The sequence below is a fragment of the Ancylobacter mangrovi genome (genome assembly GCF_024752355.1).
Lineage (GTDB): Bacteria > Pseudomonadota > Alphaproteobacteria > Rhizobiales > Xanthobacteraceae > Ancylobacter > Ancylobacter mangrovi.
The window spans coordinates 289,071-305,186 of the sequence record NZ_JANTHZ010000001.1; the positions used below are offsets into that span (position 1 = coordinate 289,071).

Here is a 16,116-nt window from a genome sequence, read left to right on the forward strand (position 1 = left end):
AGCCGGGCCGCATCGGCCCATTAGGCATCCATGGTGGCGCTTAAGTGGCGCCCGCGCCGAGCGCCATCTGTCCGCTATCCCCGGAATTCACCGGGCCGACGCGCGCACAAGCGCCCTCAGGCGGCGGGCGCGACCGTCAGCCGTCCCTGGACGCCGCGCCGGTCGATCAGTTCCTCGACCAGCCCGCTGCGCTTGGCCGCCTCGACGAAATGGCTGATCGTCTCGAGCGCGGCGTGCTTCGCGCGCGGCGTGCCGATGGCCTGGCGCACCGCCGTGTAGCCGCCCGGCAGCACCCGCGAGCCGGTGATATCGGCGGCATCGCCCAGCAGGCCCGGCCGCAGCCCGGCCAGCGCATCGAGCTTCTCGCCGACGAAGGCGGCCAGCGTCTCCTTGCCGGATTCGAACTGCACCAGTATGGCGCGCGAGATGTTGCGCTCCAGCCAGAGGCCGTAGGCGGTGCGCCGGGTGACGGCGATCCGCACGCCCGCCGCATCCACCTCGTCGACGGAGGAAAAGGGCGAGCCGTCGGGGACGAGATAGGTCGCCTCGATCTCGCAATAGGCGGGCGCGAAGCTGATAAACTCGGCACGCTGCGGCTCGGCGCCGATCAGCGCGATATCCCACTCGTCGCTCCCGGCCGCGTCGGCGATCAGGCCGGGCGAGGAATAGGGCACCAGGGCGAGCCCGACGCCGAGATAGTCGGCGAAGGCGCGCGCCATGTCGGGCGACACGCCCACCGGATCGCCGTCGGGCGTGCGGTCGGTGACGAGCAGGAAGTTCGAGAGGTTTATCCCGGCGCGCATCACGCCGCCCGGCGCCAGCAGGTCGCGGATGTCGGGCGATGGAGGGGCGAGGCCGAGGCGCGAGGACGACGCTGACGGATTCATGTTCCCTCCATGCCCTCTCGGCACAAGATGCCCTATCGGCACAAACCTTCGGCGCCGCCGGCGCCCTGCCCCGCCCGCCGACGCGCCGTCCGCGAGCGGGACGGCGCCGGCTAGCGGGGATCACCCTGCCCGTTCAGGCCGTCAGCAGCGCCTTCACCGTGCCGCTCGCCTTGCCGAAGTCCATCACGCCGGTATAGCGCTCCTTCAGCGCCGCCATGGTGCGGCCCATGTCCTTCAGCCCGTGGGCGCCGATCTCCTGGATCACCGCGGCGATGGCGGCCTGCGATTCGGCCTCGGTCATCTGCTTGGGCAGGAAGGTCTGGATGACCGCCGTCTCGTCCCGCTCCTGGGTGGCGAGGTCGACGCGGCCCGCCTCTTCATAGACCTTCGCCGATTCCTCGCGCTGCTTGATCATCTTGGTCAGCAGCGCCATCACCTCGTCGTCGGCGAGCGGATCGCGGCCATGGCCGCGCGCCTCGATGTCGCGGTCCTTGATGGCCGCGTTCACCAGCCGCAGCGTCCCAAGGCGCGTCTTGTCCCCGGCCTTCATGGCCTCTTTCAGGGAACTGTTGATTTCATCCCGCAGCACTTCTCAGCCTCTTCAAATGCGCGGGCCGGTCGTGCGGTGCTGTTCCGCGCCCTACCGTCATCCGCGTTCATATTGTTGATACGCCCCGACGCCCCATGCACCGTCGACCGCTGTCACCGTCCGCAGCGGATGGCATTCCCGCAGCCATCCGCCCGCCGAAGGACAGATGCGCAACCACAAGGCTGGCGTCCGGCGCGGCGACCGACTAATTAGGACACACGACGACAGGGAACAAGACACGATGAACGGAAGCGCTGGACAGCCCTCCGACGACGAAGTGTGGGTCGAGGACGCCTGGGCCGAGCCGGTGCCGACGGCACTGCTGGTGCTGGCGGACGGCACGGTGCTCGAAGGCTTCGGCCTCGGCGCCACGGGCCACGCGGTCGGCGAGGTATGTTTCAATACCGCCATGACCGGCTACCAGGAGGTGCTCACCGACCCCTCCTATGCCGGGCAGATCATCACCTTCACCTTCCCGCATATCGGGAATGTCGGCACCAATGAGGAGGACATCGAGACCATCTCGATGGCCGGCGCCTCGGGCGTGCGTGGCGTGGTGCTGCACTCGGCGATCACCGACCCTTCGAACTACCGGGCGACGCGCCATTTCGACCAGTGGCTGAAGGCGCGCAACATCATCGCCATCTCCGGGGTCGACACCCGCGCGCTGACCGCGCTGATCCGCGACGGCGGCATGCCCAATGCGGTGATCGCCCACGCGCCGGACGGGGTGTTCGACGTCGAGGCGCTGAAGAAGGAGGCGGCCGAATGGCCGGGCCTCGTCGGCATGGACCTCGTGCCGATGGTCACCTCCGCCCAGCGCTTCACCTGGGACGAGACGCCCTGGACCTGGCCCGAGGGCTACGGCCACCAGAGCGCGCCCGCGCACCATGTCGTAGCCGTCGACTACGGCATCAAGCGCAACATCCTGCGCCTGCTGGCCCGCGCCGGCTGCAAGGTGACCGTGGTGCCCGCCACCACCACGACCGACGAGATCATGGCGCTGAAGCCGGACGGGGTGTTCCTCTCCAACGGCCCGGGCGACCCGGCCGCGACCGGGGAATATGCCGTGCCGGTGATCCGCGACATCATTGCCGCGGGCGTGCCGACCTTCGGCATCTGCCTCGGCCACCAGATGATCGGCCTCGCGGTCGGCGGGCGCACGATGAAGATGCATCAGGGCCACCACGGCGCGAACCATCCGGTGAAGGACAGGACCACCGGCAAGGTCGAGATCACCTCGATGAATCACGGCTTCGCGGTCGACCGCGACAGCCTGCCGGCGAGCGCCGAGGAGACCCATGTCTCGCTGTTCGACGGCTCGAATGCGGGCATCCAGCTCACCGACAGGCCGGTGTTCTCGGTCCAGTACCACCCCGAGGCCAGCCCGGGGCCGCAGGACAGCCACTACCTGTTCGACCGCTTCGTCGAGATGATCGCGAAAAACAAGAAGGCGGCCTGAAGCCGCCTTCCGCGTCGGGCGCGCATGACGCGCCCGCGCCGCCTGCCCTTCCCCCCCGCCAGAATCTGGTTTAAGGGAAGCGCCCAATCCGCGGGGGAATGCCTCGCCAAGAAAGTCCGATCCGGGTTCGGCCAAGGACGCGTTGCCCGACGCGTCCTTTTTCGTGTGCCCGGACAAATGCGCGAGCCGCACGGGATCCGATGCCGAAACGCACAGATATCTCCACCATCCTCATCGTCGGCGCCGGACCTATCGTCATTGGTCAGGCCTGCGAGTTCGACTATTCCGGCACCCAGGCGTGCAAGACCCTCAAGGCCGAGGGCTACCGCGTGGTGCTGGTGAACTCCAATCCGGCGACCATCATGACGGACCCGGACCTCGCGGACGCCACCTATATCGAGCCGATCACGCCGGAGATCGTCGCCAAGATCATCGCCCGGGAGCGCCATGCCATCCCCGGCGGCTTCGCCCTGCTGCCGACCATGGGCGGGCAGACCGCGCTCAACTGCGCGCTCTCGCTGCGCAAGATGGGCGTGCTCGACGAGTACGACGTCGAGATGATCGGCGCCACGGCGGAAGCGATCGACAAGGCCGAGGACCGCGAGCTGTTCCGCGACGCGATGACCAAGATCGGCCTCGACACGCCGCGCTCGCGCCAGATCAAGACCTTGCCGCAGGCTCTTGAAGCTCTGGATGAGATCGGCCTGCCGGCCATCATCCGCCCGTCCTTCACCATGGGCGGCCAGGGCGGCGGCATCGCCTACAACAAGAGCGAATATATCGAGATCATCGAGCGCGGCATCGACGCCTCCCCCACCAACGAGGTGCTGGTCGAGGAAAGCGTGCTCGGCTGGAAAGAATACGAGATGGAGGTCGTCCGCGACAAGGCGGACAACTGCATCATCGTCTGCTCCATCGAGAATATCGACCCGATGGGCGTGCACACCGGCGATTCGATCACCGTCGCCCCGGCGCTGACGCTGACCGACAAGGAATATCAGCGCATGCGCGACGCCTCGCTCGCCGTGCTGCGCGAGATCGGCGTGGAGACCGGCGGCTCCAACGTGCAGTTCGCGATCGACCCGGAGACGGGCCGCATGATCGTGATCGAGATGAATCCGCGCGTGTCGCGCTCCTCCGCGCTGGCCTCCAAGGCGACCGGCTTCCCGATCGCCAAGGTCGCCGCGCGCCTCGCGGTCGGCTACACGCTGGACGAGATCGCCAACGACATCACCGGCGGCGCCACCCCGGCCTCGTTCGAGCCGACCATCGACTACGTCGTCACCAAGATCCCGCGCTTCGCCTTCGAGAAGTTCCCCGGCGCCGACCCGGTGCTCACCACCTCGATGAAGTCGGTGGGCGAGGCGATGGCGATCGGGCGCACCTTCCAGGAGAGCCTGCAGAAGGCGCTGCGCTCGCTGGAGACCGGCCTCACCGGGCTCGACGAGATCGAGATCGAGGGCCTCGGCCTCGGCGACGACAAGAACGCCATCCGCGCCGCCATCGGCACGCCCACGCCCGACCGGCTGCTCAAGGTCGCGCAGGCGATGCGGCTCGGCCTCGACGACGAGGCGATCCACGCCGGCTGCAAGATCGACCCGTGGTTCCTCGCGCAGATCCGCGAGATCGTCGACATGGAAGCCAAGGTGCGCACGCACGGCCTGCCGCGCACCGCGGGCGCCTTCCGTCGCCTCAAGGCGATGGGCTTCTCGGATTCGCGCCTCGCCGGCCTCGCCCGGCTGACCGAGGCCGAGGTCTCCGCGCGCCGCCGCGGGCTCGACGTACGCCCGGTCTACAAGCGCATCGACACCTGCGCCGCCGAGTTCGCCTCGCCCACGGCCTATATGTACTCGACCTACGAGACCCCGTTCGCCGGCGACATGGTGGACGAGGCGCGCCCCTCGAACGCCAAGAAGGTCGCCATTCTCGGCGGCGGCCCGAACCGCATCGGCCAGGGCATCGAGTTCGACTATTGCTGCTGCCACGCCGCCTTCGCGCTGAAGGACGCCGGGTACGAGACCATCATGGTCAACTGCAACCCGGAGACCGTCTCGACCGACTACGACACGTCGGACCGGCTCTATTTCGAGCCGCTGACGGCGGAGGACGTGATCGAGATCCTCGACCGCGAGCGCTCCAACGGCGTGCTGCACGGCGCCATCGTGCAGTTCGGCGGCCAGACGCCCCTCAAGCTCGCCCGCGCGCTCGAGGAAGCCGACATCCCGATCCTCGGCACCTCTCCGGAAGCGATCGATCTCGCCGAGGACCGCGACCGCTTCAAGACGCTGCTCGACAAGCTGAAGCTGCGCCAGCCCTCCAACGGCATCGCCTATTCGGTGGAGCAGGCCCGGCTGGTGGCCGCCGACCTCGGCTATCCGATGGTCGTGCGCCCCTCCTACGTGCTAGGCGGGCGGGCGATGCAGATCATCCGCGAGGACAGCCAGCTCGGCGACTACCTGCTCGGCACGCTGCCCGGGCTGGTGCCGAACGACATCAAGGCGCGCTACCCGAACGACAAGACCGGCCAGATCAACACGCTGCTGGGCAAGAACCCGCTGCTGTTCGACCGCTACCTGTCGGATGCGATCGAGGTCGACGTCGACTGCCTCGCCGACGGCAAGGACACCTTCGTGTGCGGCATCATGGAGCACATCGAGGAGGCCGGCATCCATTCGGGCGATTCGGCCTGCTCGCTGCCGCCCTACTCGCTGTCGCCGCAGATGATCGCGGAGCTCGAGGCCGAGACCCGCAAGCTGGCGCTGGCGCTTCAGGTCGGTGGCCTGATGAACGTGCAGTACGCCATCAAGGACGGCACGATCTACGTGCTGGAGGTCAATCCGCGTGCCTCGCGCACCGTGCCCTTCGTCGCCAAGGTGATCGGCCAGCCGATCGCCAAGATCGCCTCGCGCATCATGGCCGGCGAGACGCTCGCCTCCTTCGGGCTGACGCCCTTCACCGGCGGCCACGTCGCGGTGAAGGAGGCGGTGTTCCCCTTCGCCCGCTTCCCCGGCGTCGACACGGTGCTGGGGCCGGAGATGCGCTCCACCGGCGAGGTGATGGGGCTCGACGGGTCCTTCCCGGTGGCCTTCGCCAAGAGCCAGCTCGGCGGCGGCACCAAGGTGCCGACCTCCGGGACGGTGTTCATCTCGCTGCGCGACGACGACAAGCCGCGCATCCTGGAGACGGCGCGGCTGCTGGTCGCGCTCGGCTTCAAGATCATCGCCACCTCCGGCACGCAGCGTTTCCTGGCCGAGAACGGCATCCACGCAGACAAGATCAACAAGGTACTGGAAGGCCGCCCGCACATCGTGGACGTGATCAAGAACGGGGGCGTGCAGCTCGTGTTCAACACGACCGAGGGCGCGCAGGCGCTGGCGGATTCGCGATCACTGCGCCGTGCGGCCCTCTTGCACAAAGTGCCATATTACACCACGCTATCAGGTGCCATCGCAGCGGCGCGAGGGGTCAAGGCCTATATTGGCGGCGATCTGGAAGTGCGCGCCCTGCAGGATTACTTCAGCTCCGGCCCTCAATGACATCGCTCGCGGCGATGCTGGATGGCCGCGACAGACTTACATGACCGGCCGTCGCGGATGCGCCTTCAGCCCAAGGGGGTCGAAGGTCGCCGCGCAGGGCTGCATTTGCATTTTGGGAGGTCAAGAAAAGACCTATGGAAAAGATTCCGATGACCGCCGGCGGCCACGCCGCCCTCGAGAGCGAGCTCAAGCAGCGCCAGCAGGTCGATCGCCAGCGTATCATCGCGGCGATCTCCGAAGCCCGCGCCCATGGTGACCTGTCCGAGAACGCCGAGTACCACGCGGCCAAGGAACAGCAGGCGCTGAACGAGGGCCGCATCGCCGACCTCGAGGACAAGCTGTCGCGCGCCGAGATCATCGATGTCGCCAAGCTGTCCGGCGACACGGTGAAGTTCGGCGCCACGGTCACGCTCATCGACGAGGACACCGAAGAGGAGAAGAGCTGGCAGATCGTCGGCGACATGGAAGCCGACGCCAAGGCTGGCCGCATCTCCATCTCCTCGCCCATGGCCCGCGCGCTGATCGGCAAGAAGCTCGGCACCTCGGTGGAGGTCGTCACCCCGAAGGGCGCGCGCTCCTACGAGATCGCCGACGTCCGCTTCGCCTGACGTCCTCCCCGCGACATGCCGGCCCTCTCCATGCCCCGTGAGGAGACGCCCGCGGCGACGAGCCCCGCGGCCGTCGACGTCGCACGGCTGGAGGTGGTGGCGCCGAACTTCAAGCGCCGCCTCTCCGGCGTCACGGCGACGCTGGAGCGGGTGCTGCCGTTCCAGGCACGCGAGGTCCACATCGCCGCGCTCGGCCCCGGCCTCGCGCAGGAGGTGCCGCATATCGGCTATGCCGACCTGCTGCGCTTCTGGCGCGCGCCGGCGCGGCGACGCGCGCGCATCTGGCACGCCCGGCGCAATGTCGAGATGCTGGCTGGCGTGCTGCTGCGCGACGTGCTGCGGATGCGGCTTCTGCTGGTGTTCACCTCGGCCTCGCAGCGCTGGCACACGCGCTGGACCCGGTTCCTGATCGGGCGCATGGACGGCGTCATCTCCACCTCGGAGAAGACGGCGTCCTATCTCGAACGCCCCTCGAGCGTGATCCATCACGGTATCGACATCGCCCAGTTCGTCCCGCCCGCCGACAAGGCAGCGGTGCGGGCGGGGCTCGGCCTGCCGGCGCTGAAGCTGGTCGGGTGCTTCGGGCGCATCCGCGCGCAGAAGGGCACCGACGTGTTCGTCGACGCGCTGATCCGCACCCTGCCCGACCATCCCGGCTGGGGCGGCGTGGTGCTCGGCCGGGCGACGGCCGCGCACAAGGACTTCTTCGCCGAGCAGAAGGCGAAGGTCGAGAAGGCCGGCCTTGCCGACCGCATCCTGTTCCCCGGCGAGGTCGCGACCTCGCAGACACCCGCCTGGTACGGCGCGCTCGACCTCTATGTCGCCCCCCAGCGCTGGGAGGGCTTCGGCGTGACGCCGCTGGAGGCGATGGCCTGCGGCGTGCCGGTGGTGGCGACCACGGTCGGCGCCTTCGACGAGCTGGTGATCGAGGGCGAGACTGGCAATCTCGTGCCGCCCGGCGACGTCGACGCCATGGCACAGGCCGTCGGCGCCTTCATGGCGCTCGACGAGGCGGACCGCGCGGCCAAGGCGGAAACCGCGCGGCGCCATATCGAGATGACGCATTCGATCGAGATCGAGGCGCAGAAGATCAACGCGGTCTACGAGGCGGTCTGGGCCGCGAAGGGCTGAGCGGCCTTTCCGCGCCCTCTACCGGCCGTCGAGGCCGAGCACCGGCGCGATCAGCTTCGACAGCTCCGCCCGCTGGTCCTGCTGCGGCGGCTCCAGCCGCGTCAGCGTCGCCGCAAACTGCTCGCCGGTGACGGTGCCCAGCGGCAATATGGCGAGGCTCTGTCCGGCGACGCCCCAGCGCGCGGTGCACCAGGAGGCGATGGCCTCGCTCGCATAGCCGTCATGGACCTTGGCCGAGCGCAGGCCGATGACCGGGCGCTTGGCTGTGATCCCCTCGGCCAGCATGCTCATGGAATCCTCGGTGACGACCACCGCGTCGGCGCCGAACAGCGCCCTCACCGAGCCCGGCCCGGCGCTGCGATAGTCGACGAACTCGGCCAGCACGCCCTCGGCGGCGAGCGCGGCGAACATGGCACCGACCTCGTCCGGCGTGCGGCGCGAGGTGGAGACGCGCCAGCGCACGCCATAGTCGCGGGCCGTCTCGCGCACCAGACGGATCAGCGCCTCCCACTCGTTCTGCGGCCATTCCTTGCGGTAGGCGGTGCCGCCGACCAGCAAGGCTAGCTCGGCGCCGCGGAGGTCGGCCGGCGCGGCGAGGCGGCGCGGGGGCGCATAGGCGTCGGGATCGATGGTCGAGGGGATCAGCGCCCAGGCGCAGCGCGGATTGCCGGCCGCGCGCGGCGAGGCGACGACCATGAGGCTCACCTCGCGCGTGTCGTAGCCGCCGATGCCGCCCGAATAGAGGAAGGGCAGCCCGCCGAAGGCGCGGCTGAGAAGGATGCCGGCGGCGATGGTCGGCCGCCCCGAGCCGATGATGACGTCCGGCCGCTCCAGCGCGTCCGCCTCGATATGGTACATGCGGCGCAGCCAGGCGCGCGCATCGCGTCCGTAGCGGCGCATGATGAGCTTGCGCACGTCGTCATGGGCGAACCAGGAGGGGCGGACGTCGATCCGCGCGACCTCGGTCTCGCCGAGCCGGCCCACCGCCAGCGCGACGCCTTCCGCCTGGTTGAAATGGCCGGGCTTCTTGTCGCGCAGGACCAGCAGCTTCACCGCGAGGCCCCGCGATTGCCGGCGCCGAACAGCTTGCGATGCGCCGAGCGGGCGAGCTTCTGCGTGCGGTAGATCGCCCTCTCCCGCGCCCTCACGCCGAGCCCGACGAGGCCGCCGACCTCTCCATCCCAGGTTTTGAAGGCGACGCGGTTGCGGCGGCGGATCGGCATTTCCCGGATCGCGGGAAAGTGCGGCTTCAGCCGCGCCAGCCACCACATCGCGTCGTGCTGGGAGACATGGGCGTTGCGCCCGTCGGAGAGCAGGATCTTGGCCGGGCCGGTGTCGATGACGAACAGCGCATGGGTCGCCACCGCCGCGATGCTGGCGAGCACGGCGTCGATCTCCTCGTCGGGAATGTGCTCCATCACGTCGACATTCACGGCGAGCTCGACCCGCCCGGACGGCAGGACGGAAAGCTCGGGAATCGCGGGATCGTAGCGGTGGAACGTGCCGATGCCCGCCTTGGCGGCGATCAGCATGGCGAGATTGCTCTGCCCGCAGCCGAAATCGATCAGCGAGGCGGGCTTCAGCGCGAGGATATGGGGCAGCATGTCGGCCAGCGCGTGCCGGGCCGTGGCCCCGTAGCGATGGCGCGAATGGAGCTTCGCATACTCGTCGACGAGGCTGTACTCCATGGCGCTAGCTCCCGAACGCCCGTCTGACCCGGCCGAAGAGACGTTTCAGCCGGCGCACCCGCTTCTCAACCTTCCGGCCCAGCTTGGTCTTCACCGGGGCGTTGGCAAAGGGCGTGCGGGCGCGATGCTCGAAATAGAGCGTGCGGGCCGGGTGGCCGCAATCGGAATAATTCGGCTTGATCTGGCCGATGAAGTGGATGATCCGCGCGTCCTGCCAAATCGACGGGTCGTCGACATAGCGGCCCTTCTTCAGGCGGCGGTGCATGTTCCAGCGCTCGTCGAGCGCCAGCCAGTCGCCGCGCAGCGTGCCGTTCAGCGCGTCCTGGTCCATCATCGGCAGCTCGGGATGGGCGTCGACGAACTCGATGACGCGCTCGGACACGCGCTGGCGGCGCCATTCCTCGAGGTCGATCAGCAGCACGCCGCTGTTGAAATAGCGCATGTCCGCCGGCATGCCGATGTCGAGGTTGCGCTTGGCGTGGCGCTCGGGAACCTGGATCGCGATGTCGTCGACCGCCGCCAGCGCGTGGCCCTGCATGTCGATCTCGGCCAGCGGGGCGAGCGAGCCGTTCACCAGCGTGTCGCAGTCGATATAGAGCAGCCGGCCGGTGACGTCGGCCAGTGTCAGCGGCATCAGGATCCGCGCATAGGCGGTGCGCGAGAGGTGGTGGTTGACCGGCCGGGCGGAGAAGGCGCCCATCGCGTCGGTGAGGTCGATGAATGCGAGGCCCTCTCGGCCATAGCTGAGCCGCAGCCGCTCCTTGTTGGCGGGGCTGACACCGTCGCAGAACACGTAGACCGCATCGATGCCCGGCCCGGCCTGTTCGGCCAGGGAGGCAAGCAGCACGGCGGTCAGTTCCACATAGGCGGTATCGGTCGCGGTAGCGACGATCAAGGAAGCTCCCCCTCCATCGGCACCACCGCGGCATCCTTGGTCTGCTTGAGCGTGAGGGCGGTCTTGACGTTGCGCACGTTGGGCGCGCCGGTCAGCTCCAGCACGAAGCTCTGGAACGTCCGCAGGTCCGGGGCGACGCAGAGCAGGATGAAGTCGGTCTCGCCCGAGAGCATCCAGCAGGCGCGCACCAGCGGCCAGCGCTCGACCTGCCCGGCGAAGGCGTTGAGGTCGGCCTCGGCCTGGCTGACGAGATGCACCATGGCGAAGGCCATGAGCTCGAAGCCGAGCTGCTTCTCGTCGAGCAGGGCGCGGTAGCCCTTGATGATGCCCTCCTCCTCCAGCGCGCGCACGCGCCTGAGGCAGGGCGGAGCGGAGATGCCGACGCGCTGCGACAGCTCCACATTGGTGATGCGGCCGTCGCCCTGGAGCTCGCGCAGGATGCTCAGGTCGATCGCGTCGATACGGCGTGGCAAGCCGGCAGCTCCTGTCGGGTCGGCGGAAATCGCAATTCCGGCCGCGACCATAGAGCAGCGGCCCGCCAGAGCAATTATCTTTCGCGGCGCCCGCGCGCAATCTTCCCTCTGGAAAACTAAAGGCCAATCATTGCGCGACTTGCAGAGCGGCGGGCCAGCTCTTACATTTTCGCATGGCTGACCTCTGCGGCACTTGCGGACCGCGCATGAGTCGCCCAATTGGCCGGGGTCGTGTCCCGTGGGCCTGCCGCCCGCCGGGTATGATCCCTCTGGTCCGCAACAGGTGAATCGAATGTCGCCGGCCCTGATTTCGAGTGCGTCGCCCCACCACGTCAAGGTGGTGATCATCGGCTCCGGCCCGGCGGGCTACACCGCGGCCGTCTATGCGGCGCGCGCCATGCTCGAGCCGGTGCTGATCCAGGGCATCCAGCCCGGCGGGCAGCTCACCATCACCACCGACGTCGAGAACTATCCGGGCTTCGCCGACCCGATCCAGGGCCCGTGGCTGATGGAGCAGATGCAGGTCCAGGCCGAGAAGATGGGCACCCGCATCGTCAACGACATCGTCACCAAGGCCGACTTCTCCTCCCGCCCGTTCCGGCTGGAGACCGATTCCGGGCAGGTCTGGATCGCCGAGACGGTGATCCTCGCCACCGGCGCGCAGGCGCGCTGGCTCGAGCTGCCCTCCGAGCAGGCCTATCGCGGCTTCGGCGTCTCCGCCTGCGCGACCTGCGACGGCTTCTTCTACCGCGGCAAGGAAGTGTTCGTGATCGGCGGCGGCAACACCGCGGTGGAAGAGGCGCTGTTCCTCACCAACTTCGCCTCCAAGGTCACGGTCGTGCACCGGCGCGACGGCTTCCGCGCCGAGCGCATCCTGCAGGAGCGCCTGTTCGCCCACCCCAAGGTCGAGGTGATCTGGAACGCGGTGGTGGACGAGGTGAAGGGCGAGGAAGGCCCGACCAAGGTCACCGGCATCGTGCTGAAGAACGTCGATACCGGCGCCCTCACCGAATACCGGACCGACGGCGTGTTCGTCGCCATCGGCCATGCGCCGGCGACCGATCTCGTCGCGGGGCAGCTCAAGCTCAAGCCCTCGGGCTATGTCTGGACCGATTCCCATTCCACCCAGACCTCGGTGGAAGGCGTGTTCGCCGCCGGCGACGTGGCCGACGATGTCTTCCGCCAGGCCGTGACCGCGGCCGGCATGGGCTGCATGGCAGCGCTGGAGGCCGAGCGCTTCCTCGCCGCCCACGAGCCCCTCGCCGAAGCCGCCGAGTGAGCAGCTGAGCCATGGAAAACAAGGCCAACCGTGCCCGCGACATGGACTGGGACAAGCTGAAGGTCTTCCACGTCGCCGCGGAGGCCGGCTCCTTCACCCATGCCGGCGAGGCGCTTGGCCTCTCCCAGTCGGCGGTCAGCCGGCAGGTCTCGGCGCTGGAGCAGGAACTCAACATCCCCCTGTTCCACCGCCATGCGCGCGGCCTGATCCTGACCGAACAGGGCGACCTGCTCTACCGCACCGCGCACGAAGTGTTCATGAAGCTGGAGGCGGCCCGCGCCAAGCTGACCGACTCGCGCGAGAAGCCGAACGGCGAGCTGCGCGTGACCACCACCATGGGCCTCGGCACCCACTGGCTGACGGCGCGCATCGGCGAGTTCCTCGAGCTCTATCCCGACATCCGCATCACGCTGATCCTGACCGACGACGAGCTCGACCTCGCCATGCGCGAGGCGGACGTCGCCATCCGCCTGCGCCAGCCGGTGCAGCCGGACCTGATCCAGCGCAAGCTGTTCACCGTGCACTTCCACGCCTTTGCCTCGGCCGAGTACCTCAAGCGAAACGGCCACCCGCGCACACTCGACGAGCTGGAGAAGCACCGCATCATCCTGCTCGGCGGCCCGATCCCGAGCTATTTCCAGGGCCTGAACTGGCTGGAGCGGGCCGGGCTCGACGAGGAGGAGCCGGGACGGGTCCCCTCGCTCTCGGTCAACAACGTGCTCGGCCTCAAGCGGGCGGTGGAGCGGGGCGTGGGCATCGGCATCGTGCCGGACTACCTGCTCGAGGATTCCGCCACGCTGGTGCAGCTCTTCCAGGAACGGCCGACGCCGACCCTGGAAGCCTATTTCGTCTACCCGCAGGAAATGCGGTCGGTGGCGCGCATCCAGGTGTTCCGCGACTTCCTCGTCGCCAAGGCGCAGCGCTGGAACTTCTGAGCTATTTCGCCTCGCCGGCGAAGCTGTCGGCGACCTCGCGCGCGACATAGGCGCCGGCATGGCGCCAGCCCTCGTCATTGTCGCTGCGGAAGCTGAGCAGGCGCTCCAGCACGAGCTTGCCGCTCGACGTGTCGAGCACGGCGAAGCGCATCGACATCACCAGCGTGCTCATCTTGTGCACCTTCCCTACCAGCAGGAACTCGGCGCCTTCGGCCCGGGCGCGCTGGCGCAGCTTCTCCACGCCCTCGGCGTCGAGCGGGCACGGCTCGGTGCAGGCGAGCGGCAGGCTCGCCAGATCCGCCTCGGCGCCGAGTTCGGTGACCAGACCCTTCGTCAGCGCCTGACGCCGGGCATCGTGCTCGGCCTGTTGGTTGCGCGCCTCGCCGGACGAATCGCTGAAGCCGATCTCGGGAATGGCGATGACGGACCGCGCGGCCTCCACGGAGGGCGCGGCCTTCAGGGCGGGGATGGCGAGAGACAGCGCGGCGGCGGCGAGCAGCGGCACGGCGAACGGGCGAAGCAGCATGGCGATCCTCCTGAAACGGGCATTCTCACGGCCCTTGGGCGCTATTCTAGCGCGGGAGGGGGCAGGACTCACCTACCGTCAAAACGCTTAAACAAGGGGCAAAATCAAACTATCGGGCGGTCAATGCAATAACGCATGCCTGCCATGCGGGCATTTTTCATTGAAAGATGCCCTCTCGTTGATCATATGGGTCGTGACGCCGAGGCGATGCTTCGGCTGTTCCCCTCTGGAAGGTTCGCCGCCTCGGCGGCGAGACTTAGCCGGGCTCGCAAGAGCCCGGCTTTTTTCTTGTCCGGTGGGATGCCGGGGGAAGGCCCGTCGGCGCAAGGGTTCCGAGCGGCCGATGGGCGGGCGTCAGGCGGCCCGCCCGGCGCGCCGGTCACATGAACAGATTCTCGCCCTTGATCCCGGCATAGAGGCCGGCGACCTGCTCGCCATAGCCGTTGTAGATCTCGGTCGGGCGTCGCTCGCCGGTGCCGATGTCGCGCTCGCTCGCCTGGCTCCAGCGCGGATGCGGGACGGCGGGGTTCACATTGGCCCAGAAGCCGTATTCGCGGCCCTGGATCTGCTCCCAGAGCCCCACAGGGCGCTCCTCCACGAAGGAGATGCGCACGATCGACTTCACCGACTTGAAGCCGTACTTCCACGGCACGGCGAGGCGCAGCGGCGCGCCGAACTGGTTGGGCGCCGGCTTGCCATAGATGCCGGTGACGAAGAAGGCGAGGTCGTTGGTCGCCTCGGCCATGGTCAGGCCGTCGACATAGGGCCACGGATAGGTGAAGCGCCGCTGGCCGGCCGCCACGTCCGGGTTGAGGAAGGTTTCCATGCGCATGTATTTCGCGCTGGAGAGCGGGCGCGCCCAGGAGACGAAGTCCTTCACCGGGAAGCCGGTCCACGGCACCGCCATCGACCACGCCTCGACGCAGCGGTGGCGGTAGAGCCGCTCCTCCAGCGCCATGGCGCGGATCAGGTCGTCGATGCCGACCTCGCGCTCCTTCTCGACCAGCCCGTCGATCTTCACCGTCCAGGGCCGGCGCGGCATCTGCGCGCAGACGTCCGCCACCTGGTAGTAGGAGCGGTCGGAGCCGAACTCGTAGAAATTGTTGTAGTTGGCCGAGATGTCCTCGGGCGTGACCGGCCGGTCGAGGGTGAAGGCGTCATTGTGCCGGGCCGGATAGAGGTCCTTGGTCGGGTCGTTGGCGGGATCGCCGGGCGCGGGGCCCTTCGGCGCCTTGTCGCCGCCCGACAGGCCGAGACTGTCCAGGAACCCCGCCTGCGCCCCGCCCGGCAGGCCGAGCGCCCCGATGAGGCCGGCGCCCCCGCCCAGCAGCGTGCGGCGAGAGAGATAGACGGATTCCGGCGTCGCCGCGCTTTCGGGCAGCTCCCAGGATGGCCGATGGCGGATATGCATGACGTTCTCCTCGAGGATGACGAAGAGAATACGCCGCGACGGGGCCGACTATTTCAGGCCGGACTTCAACTAAGCGTGCAATTCGCAAAAAAAGCGGCCGGTGGCGCGCGAACCCGTCGCCGCCGGCCGCCTTCGATCAGATCAGGCTCACTTCGAGGTCAGGCGCAGATTGCCGACGCCGACCGCGACGTTGACGCCGGTCTGGGCCTCGACGCTGAAGGGCTGCAGGGCGATCGTGTCGCGCGAGCCGCCGACCAGCACGTTGCCGCCGACGCCGACGCCGAGCGCCACGCTGCCGGACACGCCGGCATAGTCGCCGTCGAGATCGCCCGAGTGCACGCCCCGCGAGGGCGCCAGCACCGTCCACAGCAGCGTGTTGCGGCCGGTCACGCCGACATCGAGGCCCCAGCGGCGGATCGTGCCCTCATAGCGGTAGGAGGTGCCGCGGCGGCTCTTGAAGGTGCAGTCGAGGGTACGCTTGGAGCCGATGATGAAGCTCACGGACTTGCTGCCCTGGCAGGCCAGCGTGCCGACCTCGACGCGCTTGGTCTGGGCCGAGGCCGGAGCTGCGACGAGCACGCCGGCACCAACGACGAGCGCGGCGGCCAGAAGCCCGCGCGAGGCAACGTAACGGATCATGGATAACACTCCCTGGGGAACGCGCGGCCGGTTCGGGCGAACCGGCGATGGAGGCGC

15 protein-coding genes are annotated in these 16,116 nt (G+C 68.5%); 6 read left to right on the plus strand and 9 right to left on the minus strand.

Annotated features, from left to right (window positions below; all coding sequences use genetic code 11):
• Positions 1-116: 116 nt before the first annotated feature.
• Positions 117-887: a transporter substrate-binding domain-containing protein gene (locus NVS89_RS01310; RefSeq protein WP_258730669.1), complete on the minus strand. Its 771-nt coding sequence runs from the start codon at positions 885-887 to the stop codon at positions 117-119.
• Between the two features lie 133 nt (positions 888-1,020).
• Positions 1,021-1,476 carry a GatB/YqeY domain-containing protein gene (locus NVS89_RS01315; RefSeq protein WP_374114505.1) on the minus strand — a complete coding sequence of 152 codons (456 nt, stop codon included), beginning with the start codon at positions 1,474-1,476 and terminating at the stop codon, positions 1,021-1,023.
• Between the two features lie 241 nt (positions 1,477-1,717).
• Between NVS89_RS01315 and carA the strand changes: the two genes are divergently transcribed.
• The 4 genes from carA (at position 1,718) to NVS89_RS01335 (ending at position 8,213) form a co-directional block, all read left to right on the plus strand.
• Positions 1,718-2,938, plus strand: coding sequence for a glutamine-hydrolyzing carbamoyl-phosphate synthase small subunit (gene carA / locus NVS89_RS01320; protein WP_258730670.1), 1,221 nt, complete (start codon positions 1,718-1,720; stop codon positions 2,936-2,938).
• Positions 2,939-3,138: 200 nt separating this feature from the next.
• Positions 3,139-6,474 carry a carbamoyl-phosphate synthase large subunit gene (gene carB, locus NVS89_RS01325; RefSeq protein ID WP_258730671.1) on the plus strand — a complete coding sequence of 1,112 codons (3,336 nt, stop codon included), beginning with the start codon at positions 3,139-3,141 and terminating at the stop codon, positions 6,472-6,474.
• Between the two features lie 134 nt (positions 6,475-6,608).
• Positions 6,609-7,082 (plus strand): transcription elongation factor GreA, encoded by a 474-nt coding sequence (gene greA / locus NVS89_RS01330; protein ID WP_258730672.1) that lies wholly within the window; start codon positions 6,609-6,611, stop codon positions 7,080-7,082.
• Between the two features lie 30 nt (positions 7,083-7,112).
• Positions 7,113-8,213, plus strand: a complete 1,101-nt coding sequence (locus tag NVS89_RS01335; protein WP_258730673.1) for a glycosyltransferase family 4 protein — start codon at positions 7,113-7,115, stop codon at positions 8,211-8,213.
• Positions 8,214-8,231: 18 nt separating this feature from the next.
• Here the strand turns inward: NVS89_RS01335 and NVS89_RS01340 are convergent, their stop codons facing one another.
• The 4 genes from NVS89_RS01340 to NVS89_RS01355 are packed head-to-tail and all read right to left on the minus strand — an operon-like array spanning position 8,232 to position 11,269.
• The gene (locus tag NVS89_RS01340; protein WP_258730674.1) at positions 8,232-9,266 is read right to left on the minus strand and encodes an ELM1/GtrOC1 family putative glycosyltransferase; all 1,035 of its coding nucleotides are present in this window, start codon (positions 9,264-9,266) and stop codon (positions 8,232-8,234) included.
• The gene (locus NVS89_RS01345; protein WP_258730675.1) at positions 9,263-9,901 is read right to left on the minus strand and encodes a class I SAM-dependent methyltransferase; all 639 of its coding nucleotides are present in this window, start codon (positions 9,899-9,901) and stop codon (positions 9,263-9,265) included. Before NVS89_RS01345 ends, NVS89_RS01340 begins: the two co-directional genes overlap by 4 nt.
• Before the next feature lie 4 nt (positions 9,902-9,905).
• Positions 9,906-10,796: a glycosyltransferase family 8 protein gene (locus tag NVS89_RS01350; RefSeq protein ID WP_258730676.1), complete on the minus strand. Its 891-nt coding sequence runs from the start codon at positions 10,794-10,796 to the stop codon at positions 9,906-9,908.
• Positions 10,793-11,269, minus strand: a complete 477-nt coding sequence (locus NVS89_RS01355) for an Lrp/AsnC family transcriptional regulator (RefSeq protein ID WP_258730677.1) — start codon at positions 11,267-11,269, stop codon at positions 10,793-10,795. The genes NVS89_RS01350 and NVS89_RS01355 overlap by 4 nt, the downstream gene beginning before the upstream one ends.
• A 292-nt stretch (positions 11,270-11,561) precedes the next feature.
• On the opposite strand from NVS89_RS01355, the gene trxB reads away from it, so the two are divergent.
• Together trxB and NVS89_RS01365 are read left to right on the plus strand one after the other, a co-directional pair.
• Positions 11,562-12,548 carry a thioredoxin-disulfide reductase gene (gene trxB, locus NVS89_RS01360; protein ID WP_258730678.1) on the plus strand — a complete coding sequence of 329 codons (987 nt, stop codon included), beginning with the start codon at positions 11,562-11,564 and terminating at the stop codon, positions 12,546-12,548.
• Positions 12,549-12,589: 41 nt separating this feature from the next.
• Positions 12,590-13,483: a LysR family transcriptional regulator gene (locus NVS89_RS01365; protein ID WP_258731493.1), complete on the plus strand. Its 894-nt coding sequence runs from the start codon at positions 12,590-12,592 to the stop codon at positions 13,481-13,483.
• A 1-nt stretch (position 13,484) separates the two neighbouring features.
• Here the strand turns inward: NVS89_RS01365 and NVS89_RS01370 are convergent, their stop codons facing one another.
• The 3 genes from NVS89_RS01370 to NVS89_RS01380 form a co-directional block, all read right to left on the minus strand.
• Positions 13,485-14,009 (minus strand): DUF2380 domain-containing protein, encoded by a 525-nt coding sequence (locus NVS89_RS01370; protein WP_258730679.1) that lies wholly within the window; start codon positions 14,007-14,009, stop codon positions 13,485-13,487.
• Between the two features lie 379 nt (positions 14,010-14,388).
• Positions 14,389-15,420: a protein-methionine-sulfoxide reductase catalytic subunit MsrP gene (gene msrP / locus NVS89_RS01375; protein WP_258730680.1), complete on the minus strand. Its 1,032-nt coding sequence runs from the start codon at positions 15,418-15,420 to the stop codon at positions 14,389-14,391.
• Between the two features lie 147 nt (positions 15,421-15,567).
• Positions 15,568-16,059 carry a DUF992 domain-containing protein gene (locus tag NVS89_RS01380; protein WP_258730681.1) on the minus strand — a complete coding sequence of 164 codons (492 nt, stop codon included), beginning with the start codon at positions 16,057-16,059 and terminating at the stop codon, positions 15,568-15,570.
• Between the last annotated feature and the right edge of the window lie 57 nt (positions 16,060-16,116).

Excerpts from the sequence above, each read along its gene's own strand:
- trxB (WP_258730678.1), top strand. The coding sequence starts at position 11,562 with ATGTCGCCGGCCCTGATTTCGAGTGCGTCGCCCCACCACGTCAAGGTG.
- carB (WP_258730671.1), top strand. The coding sequence starts at position 3,139 with ATGCCGAAACGCACAGATATCTCCACCATCCTCATCGTCGGCGCCGGA.
- NVS89_RS01365 (WP_258731493.1), top strand. The coding sequence starts at position 12,590 with ATGGACTGGGACAAGCTGAAGGTCTTCCACGTCGCCGCGGAGGCCGGC.
- NVS89_RS01380 (WP_258730681.1), bottom strand. The coding sequence starts at position 16,059 with ATGATCCGTTACGTTGCCTCGCGCGGGCTTCTGGCCGCCGCGCTCGTC.
- msrP (WP_258730680.1), bottom strand. The coding sequence starts at position 15,420 with ATGCATATCCGCCATCGGCCATCCTGGGAGCTGCCCGAAAGCGCGGCG.
- carA (WP_258730670.1), top strand. The coding sequence starts at position 1,718 with ATGAACGGAAGCGCTGGACAGCCCTCCGACGACGAAGTGTGGGTCGAG.
- NVS89_RS01335 (WP_258730673.1), top strand. The coding sequence starts at position 7,113 with ATGCCCCGTGAGGAGACGCCCGCGGCGACGAGCCCCGCGGCCGTCGAC.
- NVS89_RS01310 (WP_258730669.1), bottom strand. The coding sequence starts at position 887 with ATGAATCCGTCAGCGTCGTCCTCGCGCCTCGGCCTCGCCCCTCCATCG.
- NVS89_RS01370 (WP_258730679.1), bottom strand. The coding sequence starts at position 14,009 with ATGCTGCTTCGCCCGTTCGCCGTGCCGCTGCTCGCCGCCGCCGCGCTG.
- greA (WP_258730672.1), top strand. The coding sequence starts at position 6,609 with ATGGAAAAGATTCCGATGACCGCCGGCGGCCACGCCGCCCTCGAGAGC.
- NVS89_RS01345 (WP_258730675.1), bottom strand. The coding sequence starts at position 9,901 with ATGGAGTACAGCCTCGTCGACGAGTATGCGAAGCTCCATTCGCGCCAT.